The sequence below is a fragment of the Lederbergia graminis genome, from assembly GCF_042655485.1.
GTDB classification, from domain to species: domain Bacteria; phylum Bacillota; class Bacilli; order Bacillales; family Bacillaceae_C; genus Lederbergia; species Lederbergia graminis.
The window spans coordinates 88434-111652 of sequence record NZ_JBHSMC010000029.1; the positions used below are offsets into that span (position 1 = coordinate 88434).

Here is a 23219-nt window from a genome sequence, read left to right on the forward strand (position 1 = left end):
GATCCCCCCTAATTACTTAATGTTGTATATTCATTTATAAAGTTTTCTAAAGGTAATTCTACTTGATCACCAGATTGAAGATTTTTCACAGCTACTTTTCCAGCTGCTAATTCATCCTCTCCTAGAATAATTACATGTTTAGCGTTTAGTCGTTCTGCTGCTTTAAATTGAGCTTTCATTTTGCGGTTTAGATAATCTCTTTCCGCTGAAAAACCTGCTTGTCTTAGCGATTGAAGCAATGTGACGGAATAATCTTTTGCTTTTTCACCTAATGCAATAACGTAACAGTCAATTTGTTGTTCTTGAGTAATCTCTATCCCTTCTGCTTCTAGTGCACTAATTAATCTTTCTACACTAAAGGCAAAACCAATACCTGGTGTTTCTGGACCACCCATTTCCTGCACGAGACCGTTATAACGTCCCCCGCCACAAAGTGTAGTAATGGCACCGAATCCTTCTGCCTCACTCATAATTTCAAAAGCAGTATGGTTATAATAATCTAATCCTCTAACTAATGTAGGATCTACAATAAAATCGATGTTCATTAATGATAAATACTGTTTTACTTTTTCGAAGTATAAGGATGATTCCTCATTTAAATAATCCAAAATAGATGGTGCAGTTTTCATTAATTCGTGATCCCGGTCTTTTTTACAATCTAGTATCCTTAAAGGATTTTTTTCTAACCGATTTTGACAATCGCTACAAAATTCGTGAATACTTGGTTGGAAGTGATTGATTAGAGCTGTTCTATGTGCTGCACGACTTGAATTATCTCCTAGACTATTGATTACAAGCTTTAGTTTCTTAAGACCTAATTGTTTATATATTTGCATCGCTAGTGAAATTACTTCTGCATCAATTGCAGGATCCATACTCCCTAGTGCTTCTACACCAAATTGTACAAATTGACGATAACGACCTTTTTGTGGGCGCTCATAGCGAAACATTGGACCTATATAATAAAGTTTCACAGGTTGATTTGCATTGCCATACATTTTATTTTCCGTAAAAGAACGAACAACAGATGCCGTTCCTTCTGGGCGTAAAGTTAAACTTCGCTCTCCACGATCTTCAAATGTATACATTTCTTTTTGAACGATATCGGTAGTGTCACCCACTCCACGGAGGAATAATTCCGTATGTTCAAAGATTGGGGTGCGAATTTCCTCATATAAATATTTCCGACAAACTTCTTTTGCTGTTTCTTCAATCAACTGCCATTTTTCTACTGTACCTGGAAGAATATCTTGTGTTCCCCTTGGTATTTGAATTGACATTCTGTTACCTCCTCTGATCATTTTCATTATGTACAGCTTTATTAACTCCAAAAAAAAGAAAGCTCCCGTCCCTTGTTCCGAAAAACAAGGGACGAGAAACTTTCCCGCGGTGCCACCCTTTTTGAAGTTAATGAATAACCTCCACTTAACAGTTATCGCCTGTATACGTCCGTCCCTACTAAGTATGCACTTTTCGAAACAGAGCCTACGGAATGTCTTTCATCAAGTCGTTTTGCAGAAATGCTTTCAGCCATGGCATTTCCTCTCTTTCCATTCGGTTCTTAACTACTTTTTCCATCATTAGCTAATTATTAATATTTTAATTATTCATTAATCATAATGAGTTACGCAATCTTTGTCAATACTATCTTAATGGAGTATTAAGATCGGCCTAAATGCTTTTTCAATGCACGGACTTCCATTGAATTCAAACCGAACTCTTCCGAGGGACCTCCACTAATAGTATAATTGTCTTTATCTATACTATTTTGTATATTCATATTATACATTTGCCTTGTACTAAAGGATGCAGTTTGGTTTTGCTCGTTTATCCTCATAGTGGTGACTCCTCCTTTTTTGGATATGGTGTCATTATGCCCAATTTGTAAAAATTCTATTTAAAAAAAGGGTTTTCATTTTCTTTCACGAATAGGTACAATAAATAATAACGAAAAAAATGATGGAAATGGAGTTTGGAAGAAAGGCGGTTCCACTGTTGTACAAGAAATTATTTGTTATCATCGTACTATTATTTTCACTATTATTTGTCTCAACTGCTAGTATAGCGAAAGATAAAGTGATAATTATTACAGGAGATAGTGTAAATGTTAGGGAAGAACCAAGTATATCCTCTTCCGTTATTACCCAAATAGATTCAGGAGAAACATTTCCTTTCCTTCAAGAAAAGAATGATTGGTACCAAATCGAACTAGAGAATGGTACCAAAGGCTGGATTGCTAGTTGGTTAGGAAAAATCGAGGAGATAGAATCTACTACAAGTCCAACGAAAAAAGGAATTATTTTAGTCGATAATTTAAACATAAGGTCTGAACCAAACACAAATAGTACCGTAATTAATCAGTTACAAAAAGATGATCATGTACAAGTCATTTCACAAGAAAATGATTGGACAGAAATCTTATATCAATCAAAAAGTGCATGGATAAGTAGTCAGTATGTAGACATTTTGGAAGAAGAAAAGAGTAGTGAAGAAGATAACACGCAAACGAATATGGATGCGGAATTTATAACTACGTTATTTGACAATACAAGTATTAAAGAGAAGCCTACATCTAAATCTAAATCGATAGGAGAAACAAAAGCTGATACGGTATTAGAAGTGTTGGAGAAGAAGGATGATTGGTATAAAGTCAAATTCGATCATGACAAAACAGGCTATATCGCAACGTGGATTGTATCTGATACAGCTGTTCCAGCAACAAATCCTACGACAATCGAGGAAGCTGTAAACAAAACAATAGTTATAGATGCAGGTCATGGTGGAAGAGATGATGGAGCAGCAGGCTCAAACGGAACCCATGAAAAGGAATTAACATTAAATGTTGCTACTCAATTAGCAAGTAATTTAAAGAGAATTGGTTTTAATGTAGTAATGACAAGATCTGATGATCAGTTTATTCCTTTAGAAGACCGCACATATATCGCAACTAGCAATAATGCCGATGCTTTTATTAGTATTCATTTTGATAGTATAGAGGATAGTTCAGTTACTGGTCATACAACATACTACTATCATGATAGGGATACTCAATTATCAGAATTGATTCATCAGGAAATTTCACATGTTGCGCAAATAAGAGATCGCGGAGTACGATTTGGCGACTACTTTGTTCTTAGAGAAAACCTAAAACCGTCTGTATTACTAGAGCTTGGCTACATTAGTAACCCAGAAGAAGAAAAAATCATCAATTCAAAAAGCTACCAACAACAAATTGCCGAAGCAATAGCTAAGGGAATACAAAAATACTTTAGTCAAATTTAAAAAAGTTGTCCTAAAAGGCTACACCTTTTAGGACAACTTTTTATTATTTTTCAAGTATAAGAGTTACTGGCCCATCATTTATAAGTTCTACATCCATCATTGCACCAAATATTCCTGTTTCCACTTCTATTCCTTTAGTTCGTAATAGTTCATTAAAGTGGTTATAAAGCAATTCCGCTTGATCGGGCTTAGCTGCACTCATAAAGTTCGGTCTTCTTCCCTTTTCACAATTACCATAAAGTGTAAACTGGGACACAGAAAGAATAGATCCCCCTATGTCTAGTAATGATCTATTCATTTTTCCGCCTTCATCTTCAAATACACGTAAATGGGCAATCTTTTCTGCAAGCCATTCACATTCCTGTGTAGTATCCTCATGAGTTACCCCTACTAATAATACTAATCCATTATCAATAGATCCAGTAACCTCTTTATTAACTGTAACACTAGCTTTCTTACATCTTTGTAAAACAACTTTCATTAAAGCCTCGAGCCCCTTTAATTCATAATTCTTCTTACTGCATATATATCAGGTATTTGCTTGATTTTATCAACAACTTTATGAAGATGGGCAATATTCTGGATCGATATTGACATCATAATTGTTGCCATTTTATTGCGATCACTTCTACCAGTAACTGCAGTAATATTCGTTTTTGTACCACTTACAGTTTGTAATACTTCATTTAAAAGACCACGACGATCATATCCTGATATTTCAATATCCACATTATATTCCTTACGATGTTGAGTAGTAGATTCCCACTCAACCGCAATAAGGCGATTTTTCATTTCCTCTGTATTTATGTTTGGACAATCAGTACGGTGCACTGACACTCCTCTTCCCTTTGTAATGAATCCAACGATTTCATCTCCTGGGACAGGACTGCAACAACGTGACAAGCGTATAAGTAAATTATTTGCACCTTTTACTGTAACTCCTGCCTCATGACGTTTATTAGGAGTATCCGGTTTAAGTTCTATAATCTCATTTACAGCTTCTGCTTGGTCACGCTCTTTCCGTAATTTTTCAGTTAACCGATTTGCTACTTGTAGAGCAGTGATGCCATTATAGCCCACACTTGCGAATAAATCATCTTCATTTACAAAATTAAACTTACTTGCAACTTTTTTAATATTTTCTGGTGTTAATACCGATTTAGCATCAAATTCCATCTCTTTTATTTCTTTTTCTACAAGCTCGCGCCCTTTTATCACATGCTCATCTTTACGTTGTCGTTTAAAGAACTGTCTAATTTTATTTTTCGCTTGTGAAGTTTGCGCTAATTTTAGCCAATCTTGACTAGGACCATAGGAATGTTTAGATGTTAAAATTTCGATTATATCGCCTGTTTTTAATTTATAATCAAGCGTAACAATTTTCCCGTTAATTTTTGCACCGATTGTTTTATTTCCTATCTCTGAATGAATTCGATAAGCAAAATCGATTGGAACAGAACCAGCTGGTAGTTCAATAACATCGCCTTTTGGAGTAAATACAAATACCATGTCAGAGAACAAATCGATTTTCAATGATTCCATAAATTCTTCGGCATTATCCGATTCATCCTGAAATTCTAATATTTCTCGGAACCATGAAAGTTTTTTCTCTAAAGCAGTTTGCGGACTCAATGCCTTGCCTTCTTTGTAAGCCCAATGTGCCGCTACACCATACTCCGATATTCGATGCATTTCAATCGTCCTAATTTGTACTTCTAGTGGATCCCCTTTAGGACCAATAACGGTAGTATGCAGCGATTGATACATATTAGGTTTGGGCATTGCAATATAGTCTTTGAAGCGACCAGGCATCGGTTTCCAGCATGTATGAATAATACCTAATGCTGCATAACAATCTTTTATGCTATTTACAATAATTCTGACCGCTAATAAATCATAAATTTCATTAAATTGTTTATGTTGTTTGACCATTTTTCGATAAATGGAGTAAATATGTTTAGGTCGACCATGAACTTCGGCTTTTATATCCATATTTTCTAAGCCTTTTTTCACTTCAATCATAACGTCATCTAATGATTTCTCACGTTCATTACGCTTCCGCTTCATTAAATTAACGATTCTGTAATATTGTTGTGGATTTAAATAACGGAGAGCTGTATCTTCAAGTTCCCATTTAATTTTCGAAATCCCTAAACGATGAGCTAAAGGAGCAAAAATCTCAAGTGTCTCATTTGCAATTCTTCTCTGCTTCTCAGGCGGCAAATGTTTTAGCGTCCGCATATTATGAAGTCTGTCCGCTAATTTAATCAAAATAACACGAATGTCCTGTGCCATGGCAATAAACATCTTTCGATGATTCTCGGCTTGTTGTTCCTCATGTGATTTATATTTGATTTTTCCAAGCTTTGTGACCCCATCGACAAGCATTGCAACCTCACTATTAAATTCAGATGATATATCTGCAAGAGTTACGGAAGTATCTTCTACTACATCGTGAAGAAAACCAGCGGCAAGTGTAGCTGGATCCATTTCTAAATTTGCAAGAATACCGGCAACTTGAATAGGATGAATGATATAAGGTTCACCGGACTTCCGTACTTGCTCCTTGTGAGCATTATATGCAAATTCATATGCCTTTCTTACGAATGCCACATGCTCATCATTTAAATATTTACTTGTCTGCATGATTACATCTTCTGCTGATAATATTAGATCTTTTGCCATGAGGATCACCTTTTTAATAATTATATAAAATTGTATAAAAAAAGAGTATAATCTCTATTATCGAGAATTAAGACAAACTTGTAAAGGTTTTGACAACAATTTAATTAAAATAGTTATTACAAAATTTCAAAGTATAGAAAAAGCACTCAACTTTTCATGAGTGCTTTTCTCAGATTGGCTTTAATTAAAATTTCATTAATGAAACAACATCATAACCGTCTAGTTTTTCTTTACCGTTAAGATATGATAATTCAATTAAAAATGCAATACCAGCAACTATACCACCTAGTTTTTCAACTAGTTCAATCGTAGCTAAGATCGTTCCACCAGTGGCTAATAAATCATCCGTAATTAATACTCTTTGACCAGGCTTTATAGCATCTTTATGAATTGTAAGAGAATCTTTTCCATACTCTTTCCCATATGTTGCTTTTATTGTTTCACGAGGAAGTTTGCCCTCTTTACGAACTGGTGCAAATCCAACTCCTAATGCATAAGCAACTGGGCAACCTATGATGAACCCACGTGCTTCAGGTCCGACAACTAAATCTATTTGCCTTTCTTTTGCATAATTTACGATTTGATCTGTTGCATAATGATAAGCTTCACCATTATCCATCAATGTTGTTATGTCTTTAAAAAGGACACCTTCTGTTGGCCAATCTGGAACAATCGTAATAAATTGCTTTAAATCCATGCTTTCTTTTCCTCCTCATTCGACACATTGTGTCCTAAACGTTTATCGAACCATTGTTTCAATTCTTGACTCGATGAATATAATAATTGTTCTTCAACTTGCATCTTAGCTTGTTTGCGTTGAAAAGTGGGTGAATCCGCTAAATCCTTTTTCGTTTTTTGAGAATTCATCGTTATAATCCCATCATTTATTGTAACAAAATCCAACTCAAAAAACACTTTTGACATAAATAGTACTGTTTCCTTTGACCAGCCTCGATGTGCTGCAAGATCTGCTGCATATCGATTTACATTAAAACTACCTCTCTTTAATAAAAATGCATAATACCATTTAAAATTCTCTCTCGTCGGTAATGTAAGGGAAAAGGGCTCCTCGACTTGAGCAAAGTGAGAATATATCCTTGCAGGCTTTTTCCCTTCAATAAGATATTCTAAATCAATTATGTCATTCGGCAGATCAAATAACACTATATTTTGTCCATCTATATTAATGTGGAGAGCTTCTTCTCTATTTTTAATATATACAAAATTATCGATTACATCTGAATGTATCATCTTCTGATAATATTCATTGGAGAAAAAAATGAACAAGCCATTTCTTTTCTTCATTTCTTCCAGCCAATCATTCGATTGCTTATTTCCGCGGACATCGAAATGTTGCCACTCATTAATTGCAATATCTCGTAAGAATATTTGCGGCTTCTTGCGATTGTTCCATTCATTAATAGAAAGTTCACCTATGACCGATAATCTTGCTTTTGGTGATATATCATCAGCGAGTGAACCTAGATTGAAACCGACACCATCTAATACATGATTATTATTATCTTCTAATGCGACTTTTAAATGGGTTTTATTTGCACCAATCTTGCGAATATCAGTAGTTTGTACATTTTCTATCATGACTAATGGTTTTGGGTTACTCATTCCAAAAGGGGCTAACATATTTATCTGACTAATAGCCTCTATATCTATTTCTGTCATGTTTAAGGAAGTATCCAATTCAGTTAAAGGTTTATAATCTTCCTCTGTTAGTTGTTCCGCAGCAGCTTGATTTAGACGAGTACGGAGTATGTCTACATCCTCTAGTTTTAATGTCATTCCAGCTGCCATCGTATGTCCACCAAAATGCGGAAGAATATCTCTTGAATTGGATAGATTTTTAAATAAATCAAAACCATCAATACTTCTAGCCGAGCCTTTTGCCAGCCCTGTGTCCTGATCAAAATTTAACACAATTGTTGGTCGATAGAAATTCTCAACTAATCTAGAAGCAACGATACCAATTACACCGGGATTCCAGCCTTCCTTCCCTATAACAAGTACTTTATTATCAGAAATTGGGTACTTTTCGTTTACCATTTCAATTGCTTCTGTTGTTATGTCTGCAACAATTTTTTGCCTTTCTTTATTTAACAAATCTATTTCATTTGCAAGTTGTGTGGCATAATCTATATCTTTTGTCATTAATAATTCTACTGCTGGACCAGCATGTTGAAGTCGTCCAATTGCATTTAACCGCGGGCCAATCGCAAAACCTACCGTCTCTTCATTGATATCAGAAAGTTGTGTACCTGCTAAATTACACAATGCTTGAATACCTGGACGGGAAGTATTTGCTAGTTTATTTAGTCCTTTTTTCACTAGAAGCCGATTTTCTGCTTGCAATGGAACAAGATCAGCTATCGTCCCAATTGCTGCTAAGTCAAGAAGATGTTCAGGAACTTTTCCTAACAATGCATGAGCTAATTTAAAGGCTACTCCTACCCCTGCGAGATGGGGAAAGGGATAATGACCATCAGGTAATTTAGGGTGAATAATAGCATATGCATCTGGTAATATTTCTCCTGCTTCATGGTGATCGGTAATAATAAGGTCGATTCCAAGCTCTTTAGCTAATGACGCTTCCTTTAATGCTGCAATTCCAGTATCGACAGTGATGATAAGCTTAATGCCAATTTCATGCGCATGCCGAAAAGCATTCTCATTTGGACCATAGCCTTCTGTAAAGCGGTTTGGTATATAGTATGTTACATTCGCATGTTTTTCTAATAAAGTTTCCATTATGACGGATGTACTTGTCACACCGTCAGCGTCATAATCTCCAAATATTAAAATAGGCTGTTGTTGTTCTATCGCATCATTTATACGTTGGACAATCTTTTCCATATCTGAAAATAAATATGGATCATGAAATGTTTCATTTTCAATATTTAAAAACCCTTGTGCAGTAGCAGCATCTGTTATTCCACGAGTAACTAAAAGTTTAGCAACTAGCGGGCTAATATTTAATTGATTACTTAATTCTTTTGCTAATGATTCGTTGGATTCTTTCACAATCCAGCGTGATTTTGGAATTAACATGAATTTCACTCCCTAACCTTATTAGTATACTAGAGTGAATCGTTCGTTTCAATTTGATTTAATGGTAGAGTTTATCACAAAAAAACCCGCAGATTTTATTCTGCGGGATTCTTTTTACACTTGTGGTTCGTCAGAGGACCATTTCTTTTTCTCTTTTACTGTATCGATTGGTCCATTTTTTCTTAATTCTCTCACTTTCAAATCATACCAAATTTGAGCTGAAATAAAGATAGACGAATACGTACCAGCTATTAAACCTACTAATAATGCAACGGAGAAGTTAAGAATAGACTCACTACCGAAAATGAGTAAGGCAACTACTGTTACAATTACTGTTAAAATAGTATTAATTGAACGTGTTAATGTTTGTCTTAACCCTTTATTTACAACATCTGCAATATCCTCTTCTGTTTTCAGTCGTCTCTTCGCTTTTAAGTTTTCCCGAATTCGGTCAAACGTTACAATCGTATCATTGATGGAGTAACCTACGATAGTCAGTACAGCCGCTATAAATGTAATATCGACTTCTAACCGAATAAAGCTAAAGACGGCAATAATGAAAAATGCGTCATGTAACAATCCAAGAATGGATGCAATTCCCATCGTATATTCAAAGCGGAAAGATACGTAAATTATGATACCAAGAGCAGCAATTGCCAATGCATATAGGGCGTTCTTGGCCAATTCTTTCCCAACTGTTGGAGATACAGTACTTACATTAGGCTCTGAGCCATATTTCTCACTGAAATGAGCCTTTAAATCGGCAATTTCCTGTTGTGTAAGTTCTCCTTTATAACGGACAACGCCGCGGTCTTTTTCATCACCAGAAAGAACGATGTCACTAGAAGATAGATTGATTGCATCAAGTTCAGTTGATATTTCCTCCGCCGTAACTGGTTTTCCTGCATCAATCTCAACCCTTGTTCCTGCAGAAAAATCAATTCCTAAATTTAGACGGAAAATAGCTAAAATAATGATTCCAACTACGATCAATGCCGACGTTAACATATAAAATTTCTTTCGATGTTTTACGAAATCAAAACGATCAAATCGAGTAGTTAACTCCAAAGTTGTTTTGTTTTCAGATAGTTGGTGAATACTTGATCGTTTAACCCCAAACCAACCTGGTTTATCTTTTAAGAAACCACTATTAATCCATAGCCATAGGAATAACCTTGATCCATAAACAGCTGTTAAGAAGCTCATTAAGATACTGACAATAAGCATTGTAGCGAAACCTTTTACTGAGCTTGTACCAAAGAAAAATAGAACTGCAGCTGCTAGTAATGTCGTAATATTAGCATCTAAAATTGTAACGAATGATGTTTTATTACCCGCCTGGAATGCAGCTTTTAAGGATCTTCCAACTTTCAATTCTTCCTTCAAACGTTCATAAGTTAAAATGTTAGCGTCCACGGCCATGCCGACACCAAGTATTAGTGCTGCAATTCCTGGCAAAGTAAGGACAGCATTCATCCAATCAAACACAACTAAAATTAAATATACATAAATGGATAATGTAATTGTCGCAATAAACCCTGGAAAACGATAGAATACGATCATGAATAAGAAAATTAAAGCAATCCCGATTATCCCTGCTGTAATTGTCTTCGTTAACGCCTCTTCCCCGAATTGCGCTCCTACAGAAGTAGAATATACTTCGGTTAGCTTAACTGGAAGTGAACCTGCATTTAATAAACTGGCTAAATTCTCAGCTTCTGCCTTCGTAAAATTCCCTTCAATTGTAACTTCAGTGCTGGTAAATACCTGTCTAACTGCAGGATCGGAAAGTAATTTCGAACTGCCGCTTGCAGCAGCTTCAGCATAGGAATCTACACCTTCCTCAAAATCCATCCAAATGACTAATTTATTGTTAGGGTACATATCAACAACTGTTTGTGTAACATTTTGCCATTTCTTTCTATCTTTCATTTCAACCACAACTACAGGTTGGTTGGTACGACTATCTATTGTAAATTTAGCAGACCCCTCTACTAAATCAGTACCGTCCATCATAATATTATCGTTAACATCTCGGAACGTTAATTCTGCTTGTGTTCCTAGAATTTCACGAGCTTCCGTTTGATCGTCAATACCAGCAAGCTGAACCCTAATCCTTTTTCCCTCAATTTGGATATTCGGTTCGCTTACGCCTAGAACGTCAATACGTTTTCGAAGTGCCTCTACTGTATGTACTAATGTATCATTATTTACTACTTGATCATTATGGATGGCTTCCACATCATATAAAACTTCAAAGCCTCCTTGTAAATCAAGCCCTAGTTTAATATCATGGAGAACAGAATTAGTTGTTGTTCCCATTAAACTACCAATAAAAATTAATAATAGAAAAAATGCCAATATCCTGCTTCTTTTAACCATTTTTCAATATCCCCCTCAGATGGAGCGTTCCCAACTTTTTGTCAATATAAGTATTATGAAGTAGTTAAAAAGTGGTGTCAATTTATCTTTTTACTCATTCACTGTTTTCTCACCTAATAATTCCTGAAGCTCTTCACTATCTAATTCAACAAATAAGTTTGGAGCTTTATAAGCTTCAACAGTAGCATAATTCATAAATTCACCAATCTTCACGGAAAGTATATCTGCCACTAATTCGTGGATACGAATACCCTCTTTAGGTTTTCGCCATTTTTTCTTCGTTAGAAAATCCCATAAATCTTGTTTATTTACTTTCCCATAGCCAGTTAAAGTAAACTCTTCTAATTTGCTATCAATGACAGGCGTTAAGAGATGCAAATAAGAATTGTATGGATGACTGCTATTTGACATATTGTCCCCACCTTTATTTTTATATAAATATTATAATCTACTTTATCTTGTCATGCTTTGTCCATATTGTTGCATATACTTCATTGTAATCGAATGCAACAGATTTGAGAAGGCAGGGACCAAAATGTCAAAGTTTCTAAAAGGTACATTAATATTAATGATTGCTGGGCTGATTACGAGATTGCTCGGCTTTATAAACAGAATCGTTATTGCCCGCATGATTGGAGAAGAAGGCGTAGGGTTATTCATGATGGCGTTTCCTACTCTAGTATTAGTCATTTCATTGGTTCAAATTGGACTACCTGTCGCCATATCAAAAGCCGTAGCTGAAGCGGAAGCTAGAGGAGATAAACGAAAAACGAAAAAAATCCTAGCTGTTTCCCTAACAGTGACAATCTCATTATCGCTTCTGTTTACACCAACATTAATGCTATTAGCACCTTATTTAGCAGAAACACTTTTTACAGACACTAGAATTTATTATCCATTAATCGCTATATCACCAATTATTCCAATCGTCGCAGTTTCCTCTGTTATAAGAGGGTATTTCCAAGGGAAACAAAACATGAGGCCAGCAGCGATTGCTCAAGTGCTGGAACAAGCAGTTCGAATTGCATTAATCGCAATCTTAGCTAAAGCTTTTTTACCTTATGGTATTGAATTTGCTGCTGCTGGAGCAATGATTGCCTCTGTTCTTGGAGAGCTTGCATCATTAATTTATTTATTTACTGTTTTTAAAGTAAAAAAGAAATTCCCAATTCGCCGCAACTTTTTCAAATCATTAAGATCGAGTAAAAGTACGTTAAAAGAATTAATGAGCATCGCCATACCAACTACAGGTAGTAGGATGATTGGTTCACTCTCTTGGTTCTTTGAGCCGATTGTTGTATCTCATAGTTTGTTATTAGCTGGAGTAGCAGCTGGAGTAGCAACAAAACAATATGGGTTATTGACTGGGTATGCGTTACCTTTATTAATGTTACCTTCTTTCATCACATTTTCACTATCCACATCACTCGTTCCTGCAATAAGTGAGGCAAATGCTAGTAGAAACCACAAATTAGTTGAACATCGATTACAGCAAGCACTTCGGTTTGCGCTACTAACTGGTGGACTAGCAGTAATTGTTCTTTATGTATATGCAGAACCTTTAATGACATTAATGTATGGATCACCAAAGGGATACGAGTTCATAAGACTAATGGCACCATTCTTTATCTTTCATTATTATCAAGGGCCATTACAAGCAATTCTACAGGCACTTGATTTAGCAAGAGCAGCCATGATAAACAGCTTAATAGGAGCAATTATTAAAATATCTGTGATTTTTGCTCTTAGTTCCCAACCTAGTTTTGGTATTAATGGCGCTGCACTAGGAATTGCAGCTGGAACCGTATTAATTACAATGCTACACTTTGCGACGGTACTTAAAAAGATACAATTCACAATCTACGTTGCAGAATATGTAAAGTTTATTATTGCTGCGGTTCTTTCTAGTATAATCGGGACATTATTCTATACAAAGGTACTAATAGAAAGCCCACTAGTTACTCGATTACTAATAGGAATATTGATTATTGTTATAACGTACATTTTGTTTATTACCATGTTTAGATTATTAAAGAAAAATGACCTTCTACGTATCCCAATCATTAACAAGATGATTCGATAATACTGGGGTAATGAGATTGAGATAAAATCAAAAACCGAACTATCGTTTACATCGAAATCGATATGATATATAGTTCGGTTTTATTCTGTTTTTAAGTGATGATTTCACAGGATGGAATTGTCCATTTACGCATTTGAAGATACAAGCAAAGTGTATTTCCGAAGCGGTGTAGTTACACCAAAAACATTCAAATTTATATCCTTTTCAAATGGTTTTGTTTCATCCTTAATTAGGTTCATCCATGTAATCAATAAAAAACTTTCCGTCTTGAAAACTACAGAAAGAAATTTTTTCAATATCGTGATGGCCACGATCATGGAGTTCTTTTCTAAGCCATTCTTCGCTTTTTTGTATTTCTTCAAGATGCTCCTGCTGAACAATTCCATTTAAAATAACGGGAATTGTATAGGATGCAGGTGTCTTTTTGTTGCTTTTTTTAATAACAGATAAATTGCCAGACGGCTCCAGGATGGCAAATTCAACATCTGCAATATTAGGAATATCTTTTTCACGTAACTGCATGAGCAAGTCATCGAAATTATAACGTAGTTTTCGCATTTCATTTTCATCAATTTTGCCTTTATTAATAATTAATGATGGCTTTCCATCAATTAAACGTCTGAATCTACGACTTTTTAAACCAATGTAGGCTAGACCAACTTGTATTATAAGCAGGATTAGCATTGGAACAATGGAATGCAATATTGGATCATTATGTTGTTCTATTGCCACTACTGCCATTTCACCAATCATAATGAAAACAACCAAATCTAAAATACTTAATTCTCCTATTTCCCTTTTTCCCATTAACCTAAAAATGACCAATATGACTCCATAGAGAAAAATCGTCCGAAAAATAATACTGAAGTAATCTTCCACAACATAATCCCCCTTATTTTTCATCCGTAATTTTTAGTATGTCCTTAATTTGCATAAAAAAATAATGGAATTGTCGTTTCTATATTCTAAATATAAATTTAGTGAATAAGCATGTACTATGAGGTTTGGACAGGGTTCCATTCCTCTTAAAGGATAAGATAAAAAGGAGTGAATACCTATCGAAGCAAAATCATTTGGGGTGTCTATCTTATATGGGATAGTGACTATTTTATTATTAGCAGTGATTACAAGTTTTATTTTCTCGCTTATTTTCCAGTTTACCGAAACTCAGGAAAAATCGGTTAGCTTTCTTATCACGGTAATTTCTTTTTTATCTGTTTTTATCGGAGGGTTTATTTGCGGTGGGAAAGCGAAACAAAAAGGTTGGTTGATTGGAGGAGCAACTGGTGTTGTGTATAGCCTAATAATTTTGGCGTACCAATATTTAGGACACTCACTTTTATTTACAATCGAGCAATTAATTTATTATATTTGCTATACATTAACTGCGATGATGGGAGGAGTATTAGGAGTAAATATTTTATCAAATGAATCTAAAAGATAAGGAAAGTACTGTATGATATCACCTTTAGTAGATGCAAAATTGAGTGCAAATTTTTTTGAAAAAGGACTGCCTTATCGTCACATTACAATGACTTAAGACAGTCCTCTTCATTTTACATTTTTTAGTTATTTCCTGAAACAGATTCAACAACTTCACGTATTGCTGAACGGTCATATGTAAGTCTGCTGCCATCCCCACACTTAATAATGATTTTCGCTTCATCTAAGCCATCAATTATTCCATGAAGACCACCGATCGTTACAATCTTGTCCCCTTTTTGGAGACTATTTTGCATTGTTTGAATTGCTTTTTGACGTTTTTGGTTTGGTCTAATTAATAAAAAGTAGAACAACACAAACATCAAAATAAATGGTGATAATCCTATTAACGTATCCATATATTCCCCTCCTTTACTAGGTAAATTATATTAGAAATTTTTCGCGTTTGGTCCATTGAAGCCATAGCGCTCAAAAAATTCTTCTTTGAAGTCACCGAGACGATCCTCTTTTATCGCATTCCGGACTTGCTTCATTAAGTTTAACAGAAAATGCAAGTTATGATAAGTCGTAAGTCTAATTCCGAACGTTTCGTCACATTTAATTAAATGACGAATATATGCTCTAGAATAATTACGACAAGTATAACAATCACAGTTCTCATCAATAGGTCCGAAATCCTTTGCATATGCTGCATTTTTCACAACTAACCTACCATTACTAGTCATTAATGTCCCATTTCTTGCTATTCTAGTCGGTAATACACAATCAAACATGTCAATTCCTCTGATTGCACCGTCAATTAAGGAATCTGGTGATCCTACTCCCATCAAGTAACGAGGTTTATTACTTGGTAGTAGAGGTGTAGTAAAGTCCAAAACTCTGTTCATTACATCTTTCGGCTCTCCTACAGACAAACCACCTACAGCATACCCAGGAAAATCAAGCGAAACAAGATCTTGTGCACTTAGTTTTCGTAAATCTTCATATTCTCCACCCTGAACTATCCCAAATAAACCTTGATCTTCAGGTCTTTGATGCGCTTGTAGACAACGCTCTGCCCAACGAGATGTTCTCTCTACCGACTTTTTCATATATTCATGTGATGCAGGAAATGGAGGACATTCGTCAAATGCCATCATAATATCTGGCCCTAATGCATTTTGAATTTCCATTGCCTTTTCAGGGGAAAGGAATAACTTATCACCGTTTAAGTGATTACGGAAATGAACACCTTCCTCTTCAATTTTACGGAATTCACTTAATGAAAAGACTTGAAATCCACCAGAATCAGTTAAAATTGCTTGATCCCAATTCATGAATGAGTGTAGCCCACCTGCTTCTTTTACTATTTCATGACCAGGACGAAGCCATAGATGATATGTATTACTTAAAATAATACCTGCTCCCATTGCTTTCAATTCTTCTGGAGACATCGTTTTTACGGTTGCTAATGTTCCTACCGGCATAAACATAGGTGTTTCATAAGAGCCATGTGGAGTATGAATGATACCTAATCTAGCACCAGTCTGTTTGCATGTTTTTATTAATTCATATCTAATAGCAGTCAATACATTCGCTCCTTTCTTTCTTAAATTAGTAACATAGCGTCGCCAAAGCTAAAAAAGCGATACTGCTCCTTTACCGCTTCGTTATATGCATGTAATACATGATCACGACCAGCAAATGCACTTACAAGCATAATTAAAGTAGACATCGGTAAATGGAAGTTTGTAATTAATCCATCAATTGCCTTAAATGTATAACCAGGATAGATAAAAATATCTGTCCAGCCACTACCAGCAATAAATTCACCATCATCTGTTGCACTTGCAATCGTCTCAAGTGTTCTTGTAGATGTTGTTCCAACCGAAATTATTTTTCCGCCTTTTTGTTTTACATTATTTAATAACTCTGCTGTTTCTTTAGAAATCGTATAATATTCAGCATGCATTTTATGATCATTAATATCCTCTACACTTACAGGTCTAAACGTACCAAGTCCAACATGCAAAGTTATAAATGCGACATGAACTCCTTTTGCTCTAATCGCATCGAGTAACTCGTTCGTAAAATGCAATCCAGCTGTAGGTGCTGCTGCTGATCCACGCTCTTTTGCATATACTGTTTGATAACGGTCCTGATCATCTAATTGTTCCTTTATATATGGTGGTAGCGGCATTTTCCCTAACTCGTCCAACACCTCGTAAAAAATTCCTTCATATTCAAAATCTAATAACCTACCACCATGTTCAAGTTCTTCAACACATACTGCTTTTATATTACCGTTCCCAAAAGTAATAATAGACCCTTTTTTAATACGTTTGGCAGGTTTTACTAACGTTTCCCAAGTATCACCATTTACTTGTTTTAAAAGTAATACTTCGATCTTTGCTCCAGTATCAAACTTTGATCCCATTAATCGAGCTGGGAGGACTTTTGTGTCATTCAGAACTAAACAATCTCCTTCATGCAAATAATCAACAATATCGTTAAAAATTGCATGATTCAACTCACCTGTTTGTTTATTTAATACCATTAATCTACTTGCTGATCTATTCTCTAATGGTACTTGAGCAATAAGTTCCTCGGGTAATTCAAAATTAAACATTTCTACTTTCACTATTTACCTAGCCTCCCAATTACATACAAAACTACTGAAAGTATGATACTAATGATAATGGAGCTCATAATTGGGAAAAACATGGTTGTGTTCCCTTTTTTTATGATGATATCACCTGGTAATTTCCCTAGTTTGAAAAATTGTAGAAGAAATCCAATTAAAAAGATTATTGCTCCTACCACCATGAATAGCTTTGAAAATCCACTCATTTACTAGGTGCCTCCATTTGAAAATGCTCGTATACAAGTTGAGTTACCATTCTTCCACGCGGTGTCCGCTGCAGAAAACCAATTTGTAGTAAGTATGGCTCATATACATCCTCTATTGTTGTTGGCTCCTCTCCAATACTGGCGGCAATTGTATCAATACCTACAGGTCCACCTCTGAATTTCTCTATCATCCCTATAAGGAGCTTGTGATCAATATTATCTAAGCCAAGATGATCTACCTGCATTAATTCTAGTGCTTCTTCAGCTACTGCTAATGTGATAATACCATTTCCTTTTACTTGTGCAAAATCTCTTACACGTCTCAATAATCGATTTGCAATTCTGGGAGTTCCACGCGACCGCCTAGCAATCTCTATAGCTCCTTGTATTTCTATTTCCGTATCCAATATATGTGCAGTTCGGACAACGATATCTGTTAGCTGATCCTCTGTATAATATTCTAAACGACTAAGTACACCGAAACGGTCACGTAATGGTGCTGACACTGCTCCAGAACGAGTTGTAGCACCTACAAGTGTAAATGGAGGCAGATCTAGTCTCACCGATCTGGATTCAGGTCCTTTTCCGATGACAATGTCTAAACAGTAATCTTCCATTGCTGGATATAATACTTCTTCAATGGCACGAGGCAGACGGTGAATCTCATCAATAAATAAAACTTCTCCAGGTTCAAGTGATGTAAGGATGGCTGCGAGATCACCAGGCCTTTCAATAGCTGGTCCGGATGTAGTGCGTACATTTACACCCATCTCATTCGCAATAACAACGGCTAACGTTGTTTTACCAAGTCCTGGAGGGCCGTATAATAACACATGGTCTAGTGTTTCCTTTCTCATTCTTGCTGCTTTAATAAATATAGAGAGGTTATCCTTAACTTTATTTTGCCCAATATATTGCGATAATGTTTGAGGACGTAAACTTTGTTCAAATGTTAAATCATTTCCCATTGCTTCGCTCGATACAATTCTATCTTCCATTACCTTTGCCTCCTCCCTATGTCCATTTCTAATATATATTTTATGTAATTAATAATTGTAATGCTTGTTTTATATATTGATCCGTAGTTAAATCCTTACCTTCTAGTTTTGGTGTAATTTTCTTTAATTCTCTATCAGAATAACCTAATGCTGCTAATGCTAGTAACGCCTCTTCCAAATGCGTTTCTTCAGTTGGTTTCTGTAAGTTAATATCATCACCACTTGCAAATAAATCATAATTATCTAATGGAGCAATATCTGTTAATTTACCTTTTAGATCTAAAATCATTTGTCTAGCAGTTTTTTTTCCAACTCCAGGAAACTTCGTTAAAAACTTTTCATCTTCATTCTCGATTGCTCTTATGACATGAACTGGTTCACCAAATGCTAAAATGGCTAAAGCCCCTTTAGGTCCAATACCAGAAACACTAATTAATTTCTTAAATAACATTTTTTCCTCTGTTTTTTCAAATCCATACAGTGCGATGACATCTTCTCTAACATGCTGATACGTATAAATAATCGTTTCCTTACCACGAATTTTCGAAAAGACAAACGGATTTGGTGTTAATATTTGATAACCAATACCGTTATTTTCAATTACTACATACTCGGGTCCAATTAGTTCTACATTCCCTTTAATATATTCGTACAAATCATTCTCTCCCTAGTAAATGCTATCCATCATTGTACCATATAACGCCTTATGTATTGAAATAAAAAACATACGTTCTTTATATTACAAACATTACATCAAGTTTACTATTTGATTTAGCTTTTGCATTCATGGTTTCACTTTTTTTAAATACGGGTATTATGAAACAACTAGACATTTATTTTTAAAATATGAGGGAGGCTTTCATCTATGGTTAAGACCGTTGTTGGTGTTTATGGAACTAGTTTTGAAGCCTTAGGAGCAATTAACTCATTAAAAGAAGACGGAATACAAAAGCAGCATATTCTTGTAATTGCACACGACGAGTACGAAACAAGCATACTGGAGAAAAAAGCTGGTGTAGCAGTTGATCAAGGCATTAATCTTGAACAACAAAAGAAAAGTGTACTTCAATCTTTAAGATCATTGTTTTCCTCTAGCTCATCCAATGATTATATGTATACAAACTATTTAATGGACATTGGCCTTGACAAAGAGGATGCAGAGCTACACAGTCTTGATGTAAAATCAGGGAAAATCCTTGTGCTACTGGATAAAAAATATGACAGAGAGAAGCCTGAAACAGACTTAAGTGAAGTTGCTGAAGAAATGAGTAACAATCCAGTAAATAATGCGCTTGAGGAACAACGAGTAGCATCTAGAATTGAATCCGAAAATAAGCTAAGAGCAGAATCTTTAAATGATGTTGATAGGATAAAGCATTTAAAATAAAAATGAAGGAGTGTTCTACAACAAGCAATTGAGCTAGTTGTGGAACACTCCTTTTTTTATTCATCACCGACATCTATTGAATAACGCTTCATCGTTTCTAAAACTTCAGCAAAAATTTCTTTTGATTTCACAGGAATTCCCTGTTTTAATTGCTGTCTTTTCTTCCCTTCCAACTTTTGTATATCTATTTGGAAGAAAGATTGGATAATATCCTCATGTTCTGGACTGCCATTGAAGATAGACAATGTTCCGTCTTCAGAAACCCCAAAGAAGCCATTTAGTTTCAAAAGTGGGGAAATATCATCCACTACCTTCTCAAAGATAAGTTGTTTTTCATTCATGTCGATAAGTTGCCAAGATTCATATTTAGCCCAAAAATCCTCCATTGCCCAAATCGTTTCTTTTACTGTTTCTTCACTTATTTCGCCATCTAAATATATTCTTTTTAACGTAACGTTAATAATTTGCGGACTATATTCTTCTATCTGATTGCTTGAATAACCTTCTTCCACCATCTCTGACCCGTTTTTCGCATAAGTAGACTGCACTCCTACAGCAATATGAATCGTTGTTAATAATACAAACATTATTAGAATCATTGCTTTAAATCTCATACGGATCACCTCTATAGCCAAAATTTATATCTATGCTTAGCTATAGGTTACCCAAAAATTTACATGAATATCCGAAAAAGAAAGTTTGATTACATTTTTTAATCATTATCTATTTGTAGAATTAAATTTTTATAAAATTGTATTCGTTTTTTATAATGATTTAACGTTTGGTTCTCCAAGTCATTTAACATTAATCGCTGTTCTAACTTGCTTTTTCTGGAATAGTAGTTCCACTCTCTAAACATGTCTGCTGGGTAAACTAATGCTGATAAGAAGTATTTATTATGCTTATATTCCTGGATGATAGGATACTCAAACAACTTCTCTATATCCCATTCCTTATAAGGTAAAATCCGATTACTAAACTGCAACAAATCAATATAATTTGGAGCAATACTAATTAAATCAAAATCAATTAAATATAATGAGTCATTTTTTCTACGAATAAAATTATGACTAGCAACATCGCCATGAATGATACAATTTTTCGTTTTTATTGATTCATCACTGTACTGTTTCATTTTTCGCAGTGCCCAGTCACCATAATAGGAAAGTCGCTGTAAATGCGAATAAGTTTTCGTATTATTATGTAACTGCAATCCCTTTTTAAAATCTGCTAATCTTCTTTCCCATTTTGTATATAAATTAAATTTTGGCAATTGCGTTTTCAATGAATTTGTTAATAAGGATGTTGTTGCATGAAATTTATTTAATAATAGTAAGGCATCGCGAATATTCATTTCATTTTCATATGTGAATTTAGTTTCATTTGTAGCCTCGATATATTGTATAAGCCCAAACACTCGATTACCGAAAACAAATGGCTTTGGAATAAAACGATACGTTTCTGTAAATTCATGTCTGAATAATTCATTCGTTAATGCAATTTGGTTCACAAGCTGTGTCTTATTCGGAAATTCCTTCACTATCCAAGCTTCAGTATCACTAGATAATAGCCAGACACCTTCTTTTATTCTCTGTATTTTAGAAAAAGGAATCCCCGAACTTCTATTCATAAAAAGAAGGAGACGGCGATTATATCCGTCCCTATCATCAAAATAATTATTCTTCATCGTTACCTACTCGAAAATCAGTTGGGAGTGCATAAGATAATTCTGGATTAGGCATTCCGTATGGATATGCTTCATAACCAACAGGTGGCGCAAATGATTGATTAGGCATTTGCTGCATCATTTGTGGCATCATCTGTGGCATCATCTGTGGCATCATTTGTGGCCCTTGTTGGAAAAATGGATGTGCGTGTTGACCACTCATTTGTGCATTACCTCCACCACAACCACAGTCTTCATTTGGATTATCTTGCATGCCTGCAACTGGGAAAGGTTGTTGGTTATAGTCCATTGGCATGTTTACATTAGGATATTGCATTGGTAGTGGGTATCCTGGATTTCCAAACCCTTGAACATTTTCCCAGTCATTTGGACTTTCATCATCATAATCATTATCCCAGTCATCTAAATCCCAATTCCCTGCTGGCATTTGCATTCCTGGCATGGCAGCTGGCATACCTTGCTGCATGAAAGGCATTTGTGCCGGATTTTGCATTCCAGGATATTGTGCCATCATATGTGGGTGATGACCAAATGGTTGCATCATTGGATAGCAAGGATCACACATAGGCATCATTGGCATTGGATAGCAATACTGGTACACAGGTGGACACATATTTTGCTGGGCTGGCATTGTTGGCATTACTGGCATGACTGGCATTTGTGGAGCTTCGGGAACTTCTTTTGAGATTGGTTTTTGTAATGGCACTTCTTTTTTTGGTATAGGTGCTGGTTGTTCTTTTACTGGTAGTTCTTTTGCCGGTAATTCTTTTGCTGGTAATTCCTTTGCTGGTAATTCTTTTGCAGGAGCTGGTTTCTCTTTGGCTGGTTGTTGTACTTGTGCTTGTAATTGTTGTAAGTTCATTGTGTAATAATTATTAATATCGATTTCTGGTAACTGTATAGGCATTACAGGTTGATAAATTGGAGCTGGTTTTTCCTTTGGCACCTCTTTCGCAGGTTTTGTAACTGGCATAGGTGCTTCTTTCTTCTGAATAAACGGATGTTCAGCTTTCGGCATTTCTTTCGGTTTGCTTGGGGATGCAATTGGCATCTCCTTTGGCTTATTAGCAGAGACTATGGGCATTTCTTTTTTTATTGTTCCTCCGCTAGTTGGAACCTTGATTTTCATACCGGGCATGATCATCTCTGGATTTGACAATTGTGCATTCATCTTCTTAAGTTCGTCAAAATCTACTCCATATTTTTTAGATATAGTCCAGAGCGTATCTCCTTTTTGGACAATATGAATCTTCACTCATTTCCCCTCCTCAGGCATAAGTCCATATAGTGTATGAATATATAGGCAAAATGCTAATAATCTTCACAAAAACTTATGATTACTTATGAGGATTTATGCAAAAAGAACAGAGAGCCAAAACAAAA

At 35.3% G+C, this 23219-nt stretch carries 22 protein-coding genes and 1 other annotated feature; of the genes, 4 read left to right on the forward strand and 18 right to left on the reverse strand.

Going from position 1 to position 23219, the window contains the following annotated elements; genetic code table 11:
- Positions 1-8: 8 nt before the first annotated feature.
- Positions 9-1280 carry a histidine--tRNA ligase gene (gene hisS, locus ACFPM4_RS18485; RefSeq protein ID WP_144921396.1) on the reverse strand — a complete coding sequence of 424 codons (1272 nt, stop codon included), beginning with the start codon at positions 1278-1280 and terminating at the stop codon, positions 9-11.
- A gap of 84 nt (positions 1281-1364) precedes the next feature.
- Positions 1365-1590, reverse strand: a binding site (T-box leader).
- Positions 1591-1660: 70 nt separating this feature from the next.
- Positions 1661-1837, reverse strand: a complete 177-nt coding sequence (locus ACFPM4_RS18490; RefSeq protein WP_382355073.1) for a hypothetical protein — start codon at positions 1835-1837, stop codon at positions 1661-1663.
- A gap of 158 nt (positions 1838-1995) precedes the next feature.
- On the opposite strand from ACFPM4_RS18490, the gene ACFPM4_RS18495 reads away from it, so the two are divergent.
- Positions 1996-3282, forward strand: coding sequence for an N-acetylmuramoyl-L-alanine amidase (locus tag ACFPM4_RS18495; protein WP_382355076.1), 1287 nt, complete (start codon positions 1996-1998; stop codon positions 3280-3282).
- Between the two features lie 43 nt (positions 3283-3325).
- On the opposite strand, the gene dtd is transcribed toward ACFPM4_RS18495, so the two are convergent.
- The 6 genes from dtd to ACFPM4_RS18525 all read right to left on the reverse strand — a co-directional run bounded on the left by dtd (position 3326) and on the right by ACFPM4_RS18525 (position 11820).
- A complete protein-coding gene (gene dtd, locus ACFPM4_RS18500) occupies positions 3326-3763 on the reverse strand; it encodes a D-aminoacyl-tRNA deacylase (protein ID WP_382355079.1) in 438 nt (145 codons plus the stop codon).
- A gap of 17 nt (positions 3764-3780) precedes the next feature.
- Positions 3781-5967: a RelA/SpoT family protein gene (locus ACFPM4_RS18505; protein ID WP_382355082.1), complete on the reverse strand. Its 2187-nt coding sequence runs from the start codon at positions 5965-5967 to the stop codon at positions 3781-3783.
- A gap of 184 nt (positions 5968-6151) precedes the next feature.
- Complete coding sequence (locus ACFPM4_RS18510; protein WP_382355085.1) at positions 6152-6664, reverse strand: adenine phosphoribosyltransferase; 513 nt, start codon at positions 6662-6664, stop codon at positions 6152-6154.
- On the reverse strand, positions 6655-9027 hold the full coding sequence (recJ, locus tag ACFPM4_RS18515; RefSeq protein ID WP_382355088.1) for a single-stranded-DNA-specific exonuclease RecJ: 2373 nt from the start codon (positions 9025-9027) through the stop codon (positions 6655-6657). Before recJ ends, ACFPM4_RS18510 begins: the two co-directional genes overlap by 10 nt.
- A 114-nt stretch (positions 9028-9141) precedes the next feature.
- A complete protein-coding gene (gene secDF, locus ACFPM4_RS18520) occupies positions 9142-11409 on the reverse strand; it encodes a protein translocase subunit SecDF (RefSeq protein WP_382355092.1) in 2268 nt (755 codons plus the stop codon).
- Positions 11410-11499: 90 nt separating this feature from the next.
- Positions 11500-11820, reverse strand: coding sequence for a post-transcriptional regulator (locus ACFPM4_RS18525; RefSeq protein ID WP_382355095.1), 321 nt, complete (start codon positions 11818-11820; stop codon positions 11500-11502).
- Positions 11821-11944: 124 nt separating this feature from the next.
- Here ACFPM4_RS18525 and spoVB point away from each other — a divergent pair, with 124 nt between their 5' ends.
- Positions 11945-13492 (forward strand): stage V sporulation protein B, encoded by a 1548-nt coding sequence (gene spoVB, locus ACFPM4_RS18530; protein ID WP_382355098.1) that lies wholly within the window; start codon positions 11945-11947, stop codon positions 13490-13492.
- 225 nt (positions 13493-13717) lie between these two features.
- Here the strand turns inward: spoVB and ACFPM4_RS18535 are convergent, their stop codons facing one another.
- Positions 13718-14371 (reverse strand): DUF421 domain-containing protein, encoded by a 654-nt coding sequence (locus ACFPM4_RS18535; protein WP_382355101.1) that lies wholly within the window; start codon positions 14369-14371, stop codon positions 13718-13720.
- Positions 14372-14570: 199 nt separating this feature from the next.
- On the opposite strand from ACFPM4_RS18535, the gene ACFPM4_RS18540 reads away from it, so the two are divergent.
- Entirely contained in the window at positions 14571-14936 is a 366-nt protein-coding gene (locus ACFPM4_RS18540) for a TIGR04086 family membrane protein (RefSeq protein ID WP_382355104.1), read from the forward strand.
- 121 nt (positions 14937-15057) lie between these two features.
- On the opposite strand, the gene yajC is transcribed toward ACFPM4_RS18540, so the two are convergent.
- Genes yajC through ruvA form a run of 6 tightly spaced genes read right to left on the reverse strand, consistent with a single transcriptional unit; the run spans position 15058 to position 19417 of the window.
- Positions 15058-15333, reverse strand: coding sequence for a preprotein translocase subunit YajC (yajC, locus tag ACFPM4_RS18545; RefSeq protein WP_144921373.1), 276 nt, complete (start codon positions 15331-15333; stop codon positions 15058-15060).
- Between the two features lie 30 nt (positions 15334-15363).
- Positions 15364-16503, reverse strand: a complete 1140-nt coding sequence (tgt, locus tag ACFPM4_RS18550) for a tRNA guanosine(34) transglycosylase Tgt (protein WP_144921371.1) — start codon at positions 16501-16503, stop codon at positions 15364-15366.
- Positions 16504-16523: 20 nt separating this feature from the next.
- On the reverse strand, positions 16524-17555 hold the full coding sequence (gene queA / locus ACFPM4_RS18555) for a tRNA preQ1(34) S-adenosylmethionine ribosyltransferase-isomerase QueA (RefSeq protein WP_382355109.1): 1032 nt from the start codon (positions 17553-17555) through the stop codon (positions 16524-16526).
- Positions 17555-17764, reverse strand: a complete 210-nt coding sequence (locus ACFPM4_RS18560) for a DUF2905 domain-containing protein (RefSeq protein WP_144921366.1) — start codon at positions 17762-17764, stop codon at positions 17555-17557. The genes queA and ACFPM4_RS18560 overlap by 1 nt, the downstream gene beginning before the upstream one ends.
- A complete protein-coding gene (gene ruvB / locus ACFPM4_RS18565) occupies positions 17761-18762 on the reverse strand; it encodes a Holliday junction branch migration DNA helicase RuvB (RefSeq protein WP_144921364.1) in 1002 nt (333 codons plus the stop codon). The genes ACFPM4_RS18560 and ruvB overlap by 4 nt, the downstream gene beginning before the upstream one ends.
- A 40-nt stretch (positions 18763-18802) precedes the next feature.
- Entirely contained in the window at positions 18803-19417 is a 615-nt protein-coding gene (ruvA, locus tag ACFPM4_RS18570; RefSeq protein WP_144921362.1) for a Holliday junction branch migration protein RuvA, read from the reverse strand.
- 210 nt (positions 19418-19627) lie between these two features.
- Here ruvA and ACFPM4_RS18575 point away from each other — a divergent pair, with 210 nt between their 5' ends.
- Positions 19628-20149 carry a general stress protein gene (locus tag ACFPM4_RS18575; protein ID WP_144921360.1) on the forward strand — a complete coding sequence of 174 codons (522 nt, stop codon included), beginning with the start codon at positions 19628-19630 and terminating at the stop codon, positions 20147-20149.
- Positions 20150-20205: 56 nt separating this feature from the next.
- Here ACFPM4_RS18575 and ACFPM4_RS18580 read toward each other — a convergent pair whose 3' ends face one another.
- The 3 genes from ACFPM4_RS18580 to safA all read right to left on the reverse strand — a co-directional run bounded on the left by ACFPM4_RS18580 (position 20206) and on the right by safA (position 23091).
- On the reverse strand, positions 20206-20763 hold the full coding sequence (locus ACFPM4_RS18580) for an intercompartmental signaling factor BofC (RefSeq protein WP_318280940.1): 558 nt from the start codon (positions 20761-20763) through the stop codon (positions 20206-20208).
- A gap of 98 nt (positions 20764-20861) precedes the next feature.
- Entirely contained in the window at positions 20862-21836 is a 975-nt protein-coding gene (locus ACFPM4_RS18585; RefSeq protein ID WP_144921358.1) for a phosphotransferase, read from the reverse strand.
- Positions 21826-23091 (reverse strand): SafA/ExsA family spore coat assembly protein, encoded by a 1266-nt coding sequence (gene safA, locus ACFPM4_RS18590; protein WP_382355116.1) that lies wholly within the window; start codon positions 23089-23091, stop codon positions 21826-21828. The genes ACFPM4_RS18585 and safA overlap by 11 nt, the downstream gene beginning before the upstream one ends.
- Between the last annotated feature and the right edge of the window lie 128 nt (positions 23092-23219).

What these genes read in the sequence shown, in the direction of transcription:
- hisS (WP_144921396.1), bottom strand. Translation starts at nt 1,280, where the DNA reads ATGTCAATTCAAATACCAAGGGGAACACAAGATATTCTTCCAGGTACA.
- ACFPM4_RS18490 (WP_382355073.1), bottom strand. Translation starts at nt 1,837, where the DNA reads ATGAGGATAAACGAGCAAAACCAAACTGCATCCTTTAGTACAAGGCAA.
- dtd (WP_382355079.1), bottom strand. Translation starts at nt 3,763, where the DNA reads ATGAAAGTTGTTTTACAAAGATGTAAGAAAGCTAGTGTTACAGTTAAT.
- ACFPM4_RS18505 (WP_382355082.1), bottom strand. Translation starts at nt 5,967, where the DNA reads ATGGCAAAAGATCTAATATTATCAGCAGAAGATGTAATCATGCAGACA.
- ACFPM4_RS18510 (WP_382355085.1), bottom strand. Translation starts at nt 6,664, where the DNA reads ATGGATTTAAAGCAATTTATTACGATTGTTCCAGATTGGCCAACAGAA.
- recJ (WP_382355088.1), bottom strand. Translation starts at nt 9,027, where the DNA reads ATGTTAATTCCAAAATCACGCTGGATTGTGAAAGAATCCAACGAATCA.
- secDF (WP_382355092.1), bottom strand. Translation starts at nt 11,409, where the DNA reads ATGGTTAAAAGAAGCAGGATATTGGCATTTTTTCTATTATTAATTTTT.
- ACFPM4_RS18525 (WP_382355095.1), bottom strand. Translation starts at nt 11,820, where the DNA reads ATGTCAAATAGCAGTCATCCATACAATTCTTATTTGCATCTCTTAACG.
- spoVB (WP_382355098.1), top strand. Translation starts at nt 11,945, where the DNA reads ATGTCAAAGTTTCTAAAAGGTACATTAATATTAATGATTGCTGGGCTG.
- yajC (WP_144921373.1), bottom strand. Translation starts at nt 15,333, where the DNA reads ATGGATACGTTAATAGGATTATCACCATTTATTTTGATGTTTGTGTTG.
- ACFPM4_RS18560 (WP_144921366.1), bottom strand. Translation starts at nt 17,764, where the DNA reads ATGAGTGGATTTTCAAAGCTATTCATGGTGGTAGGAGCAATAATCTTT.
- ruvB (WP_144921364.1), bottom strand. Translation starts at nt 18,762, where the DNA reads ATGGAAGATAGAATTGTATCGAGCGAAGCAATGGGAAATGATTTAACA.
- ACFPM4_RS18575 (WP_144921360.1), top strand. Translation starts at nt 19,628, where the DNA reads ATGGTTAAGACCGTTGTTGGTGTTTATGGAACTAGTTTTGAAGCCTTA.
- ACFPM4_RS18580 (WP_318280940.1), bottom strand. Translation starts at nt 20,763, where the DNA reads ATGAGATTTAAAGCAATGATTCTAATAATGTTTGTATTATTAACAACG.
- ACFPM4_RS18585 (WP_144921358.1), bottom strand. Translation starts at nt 21,836, where the DNA reads ATGAAGAATAATTATTTTGATGATAGGGACGGATATAATCGCCGTCTC.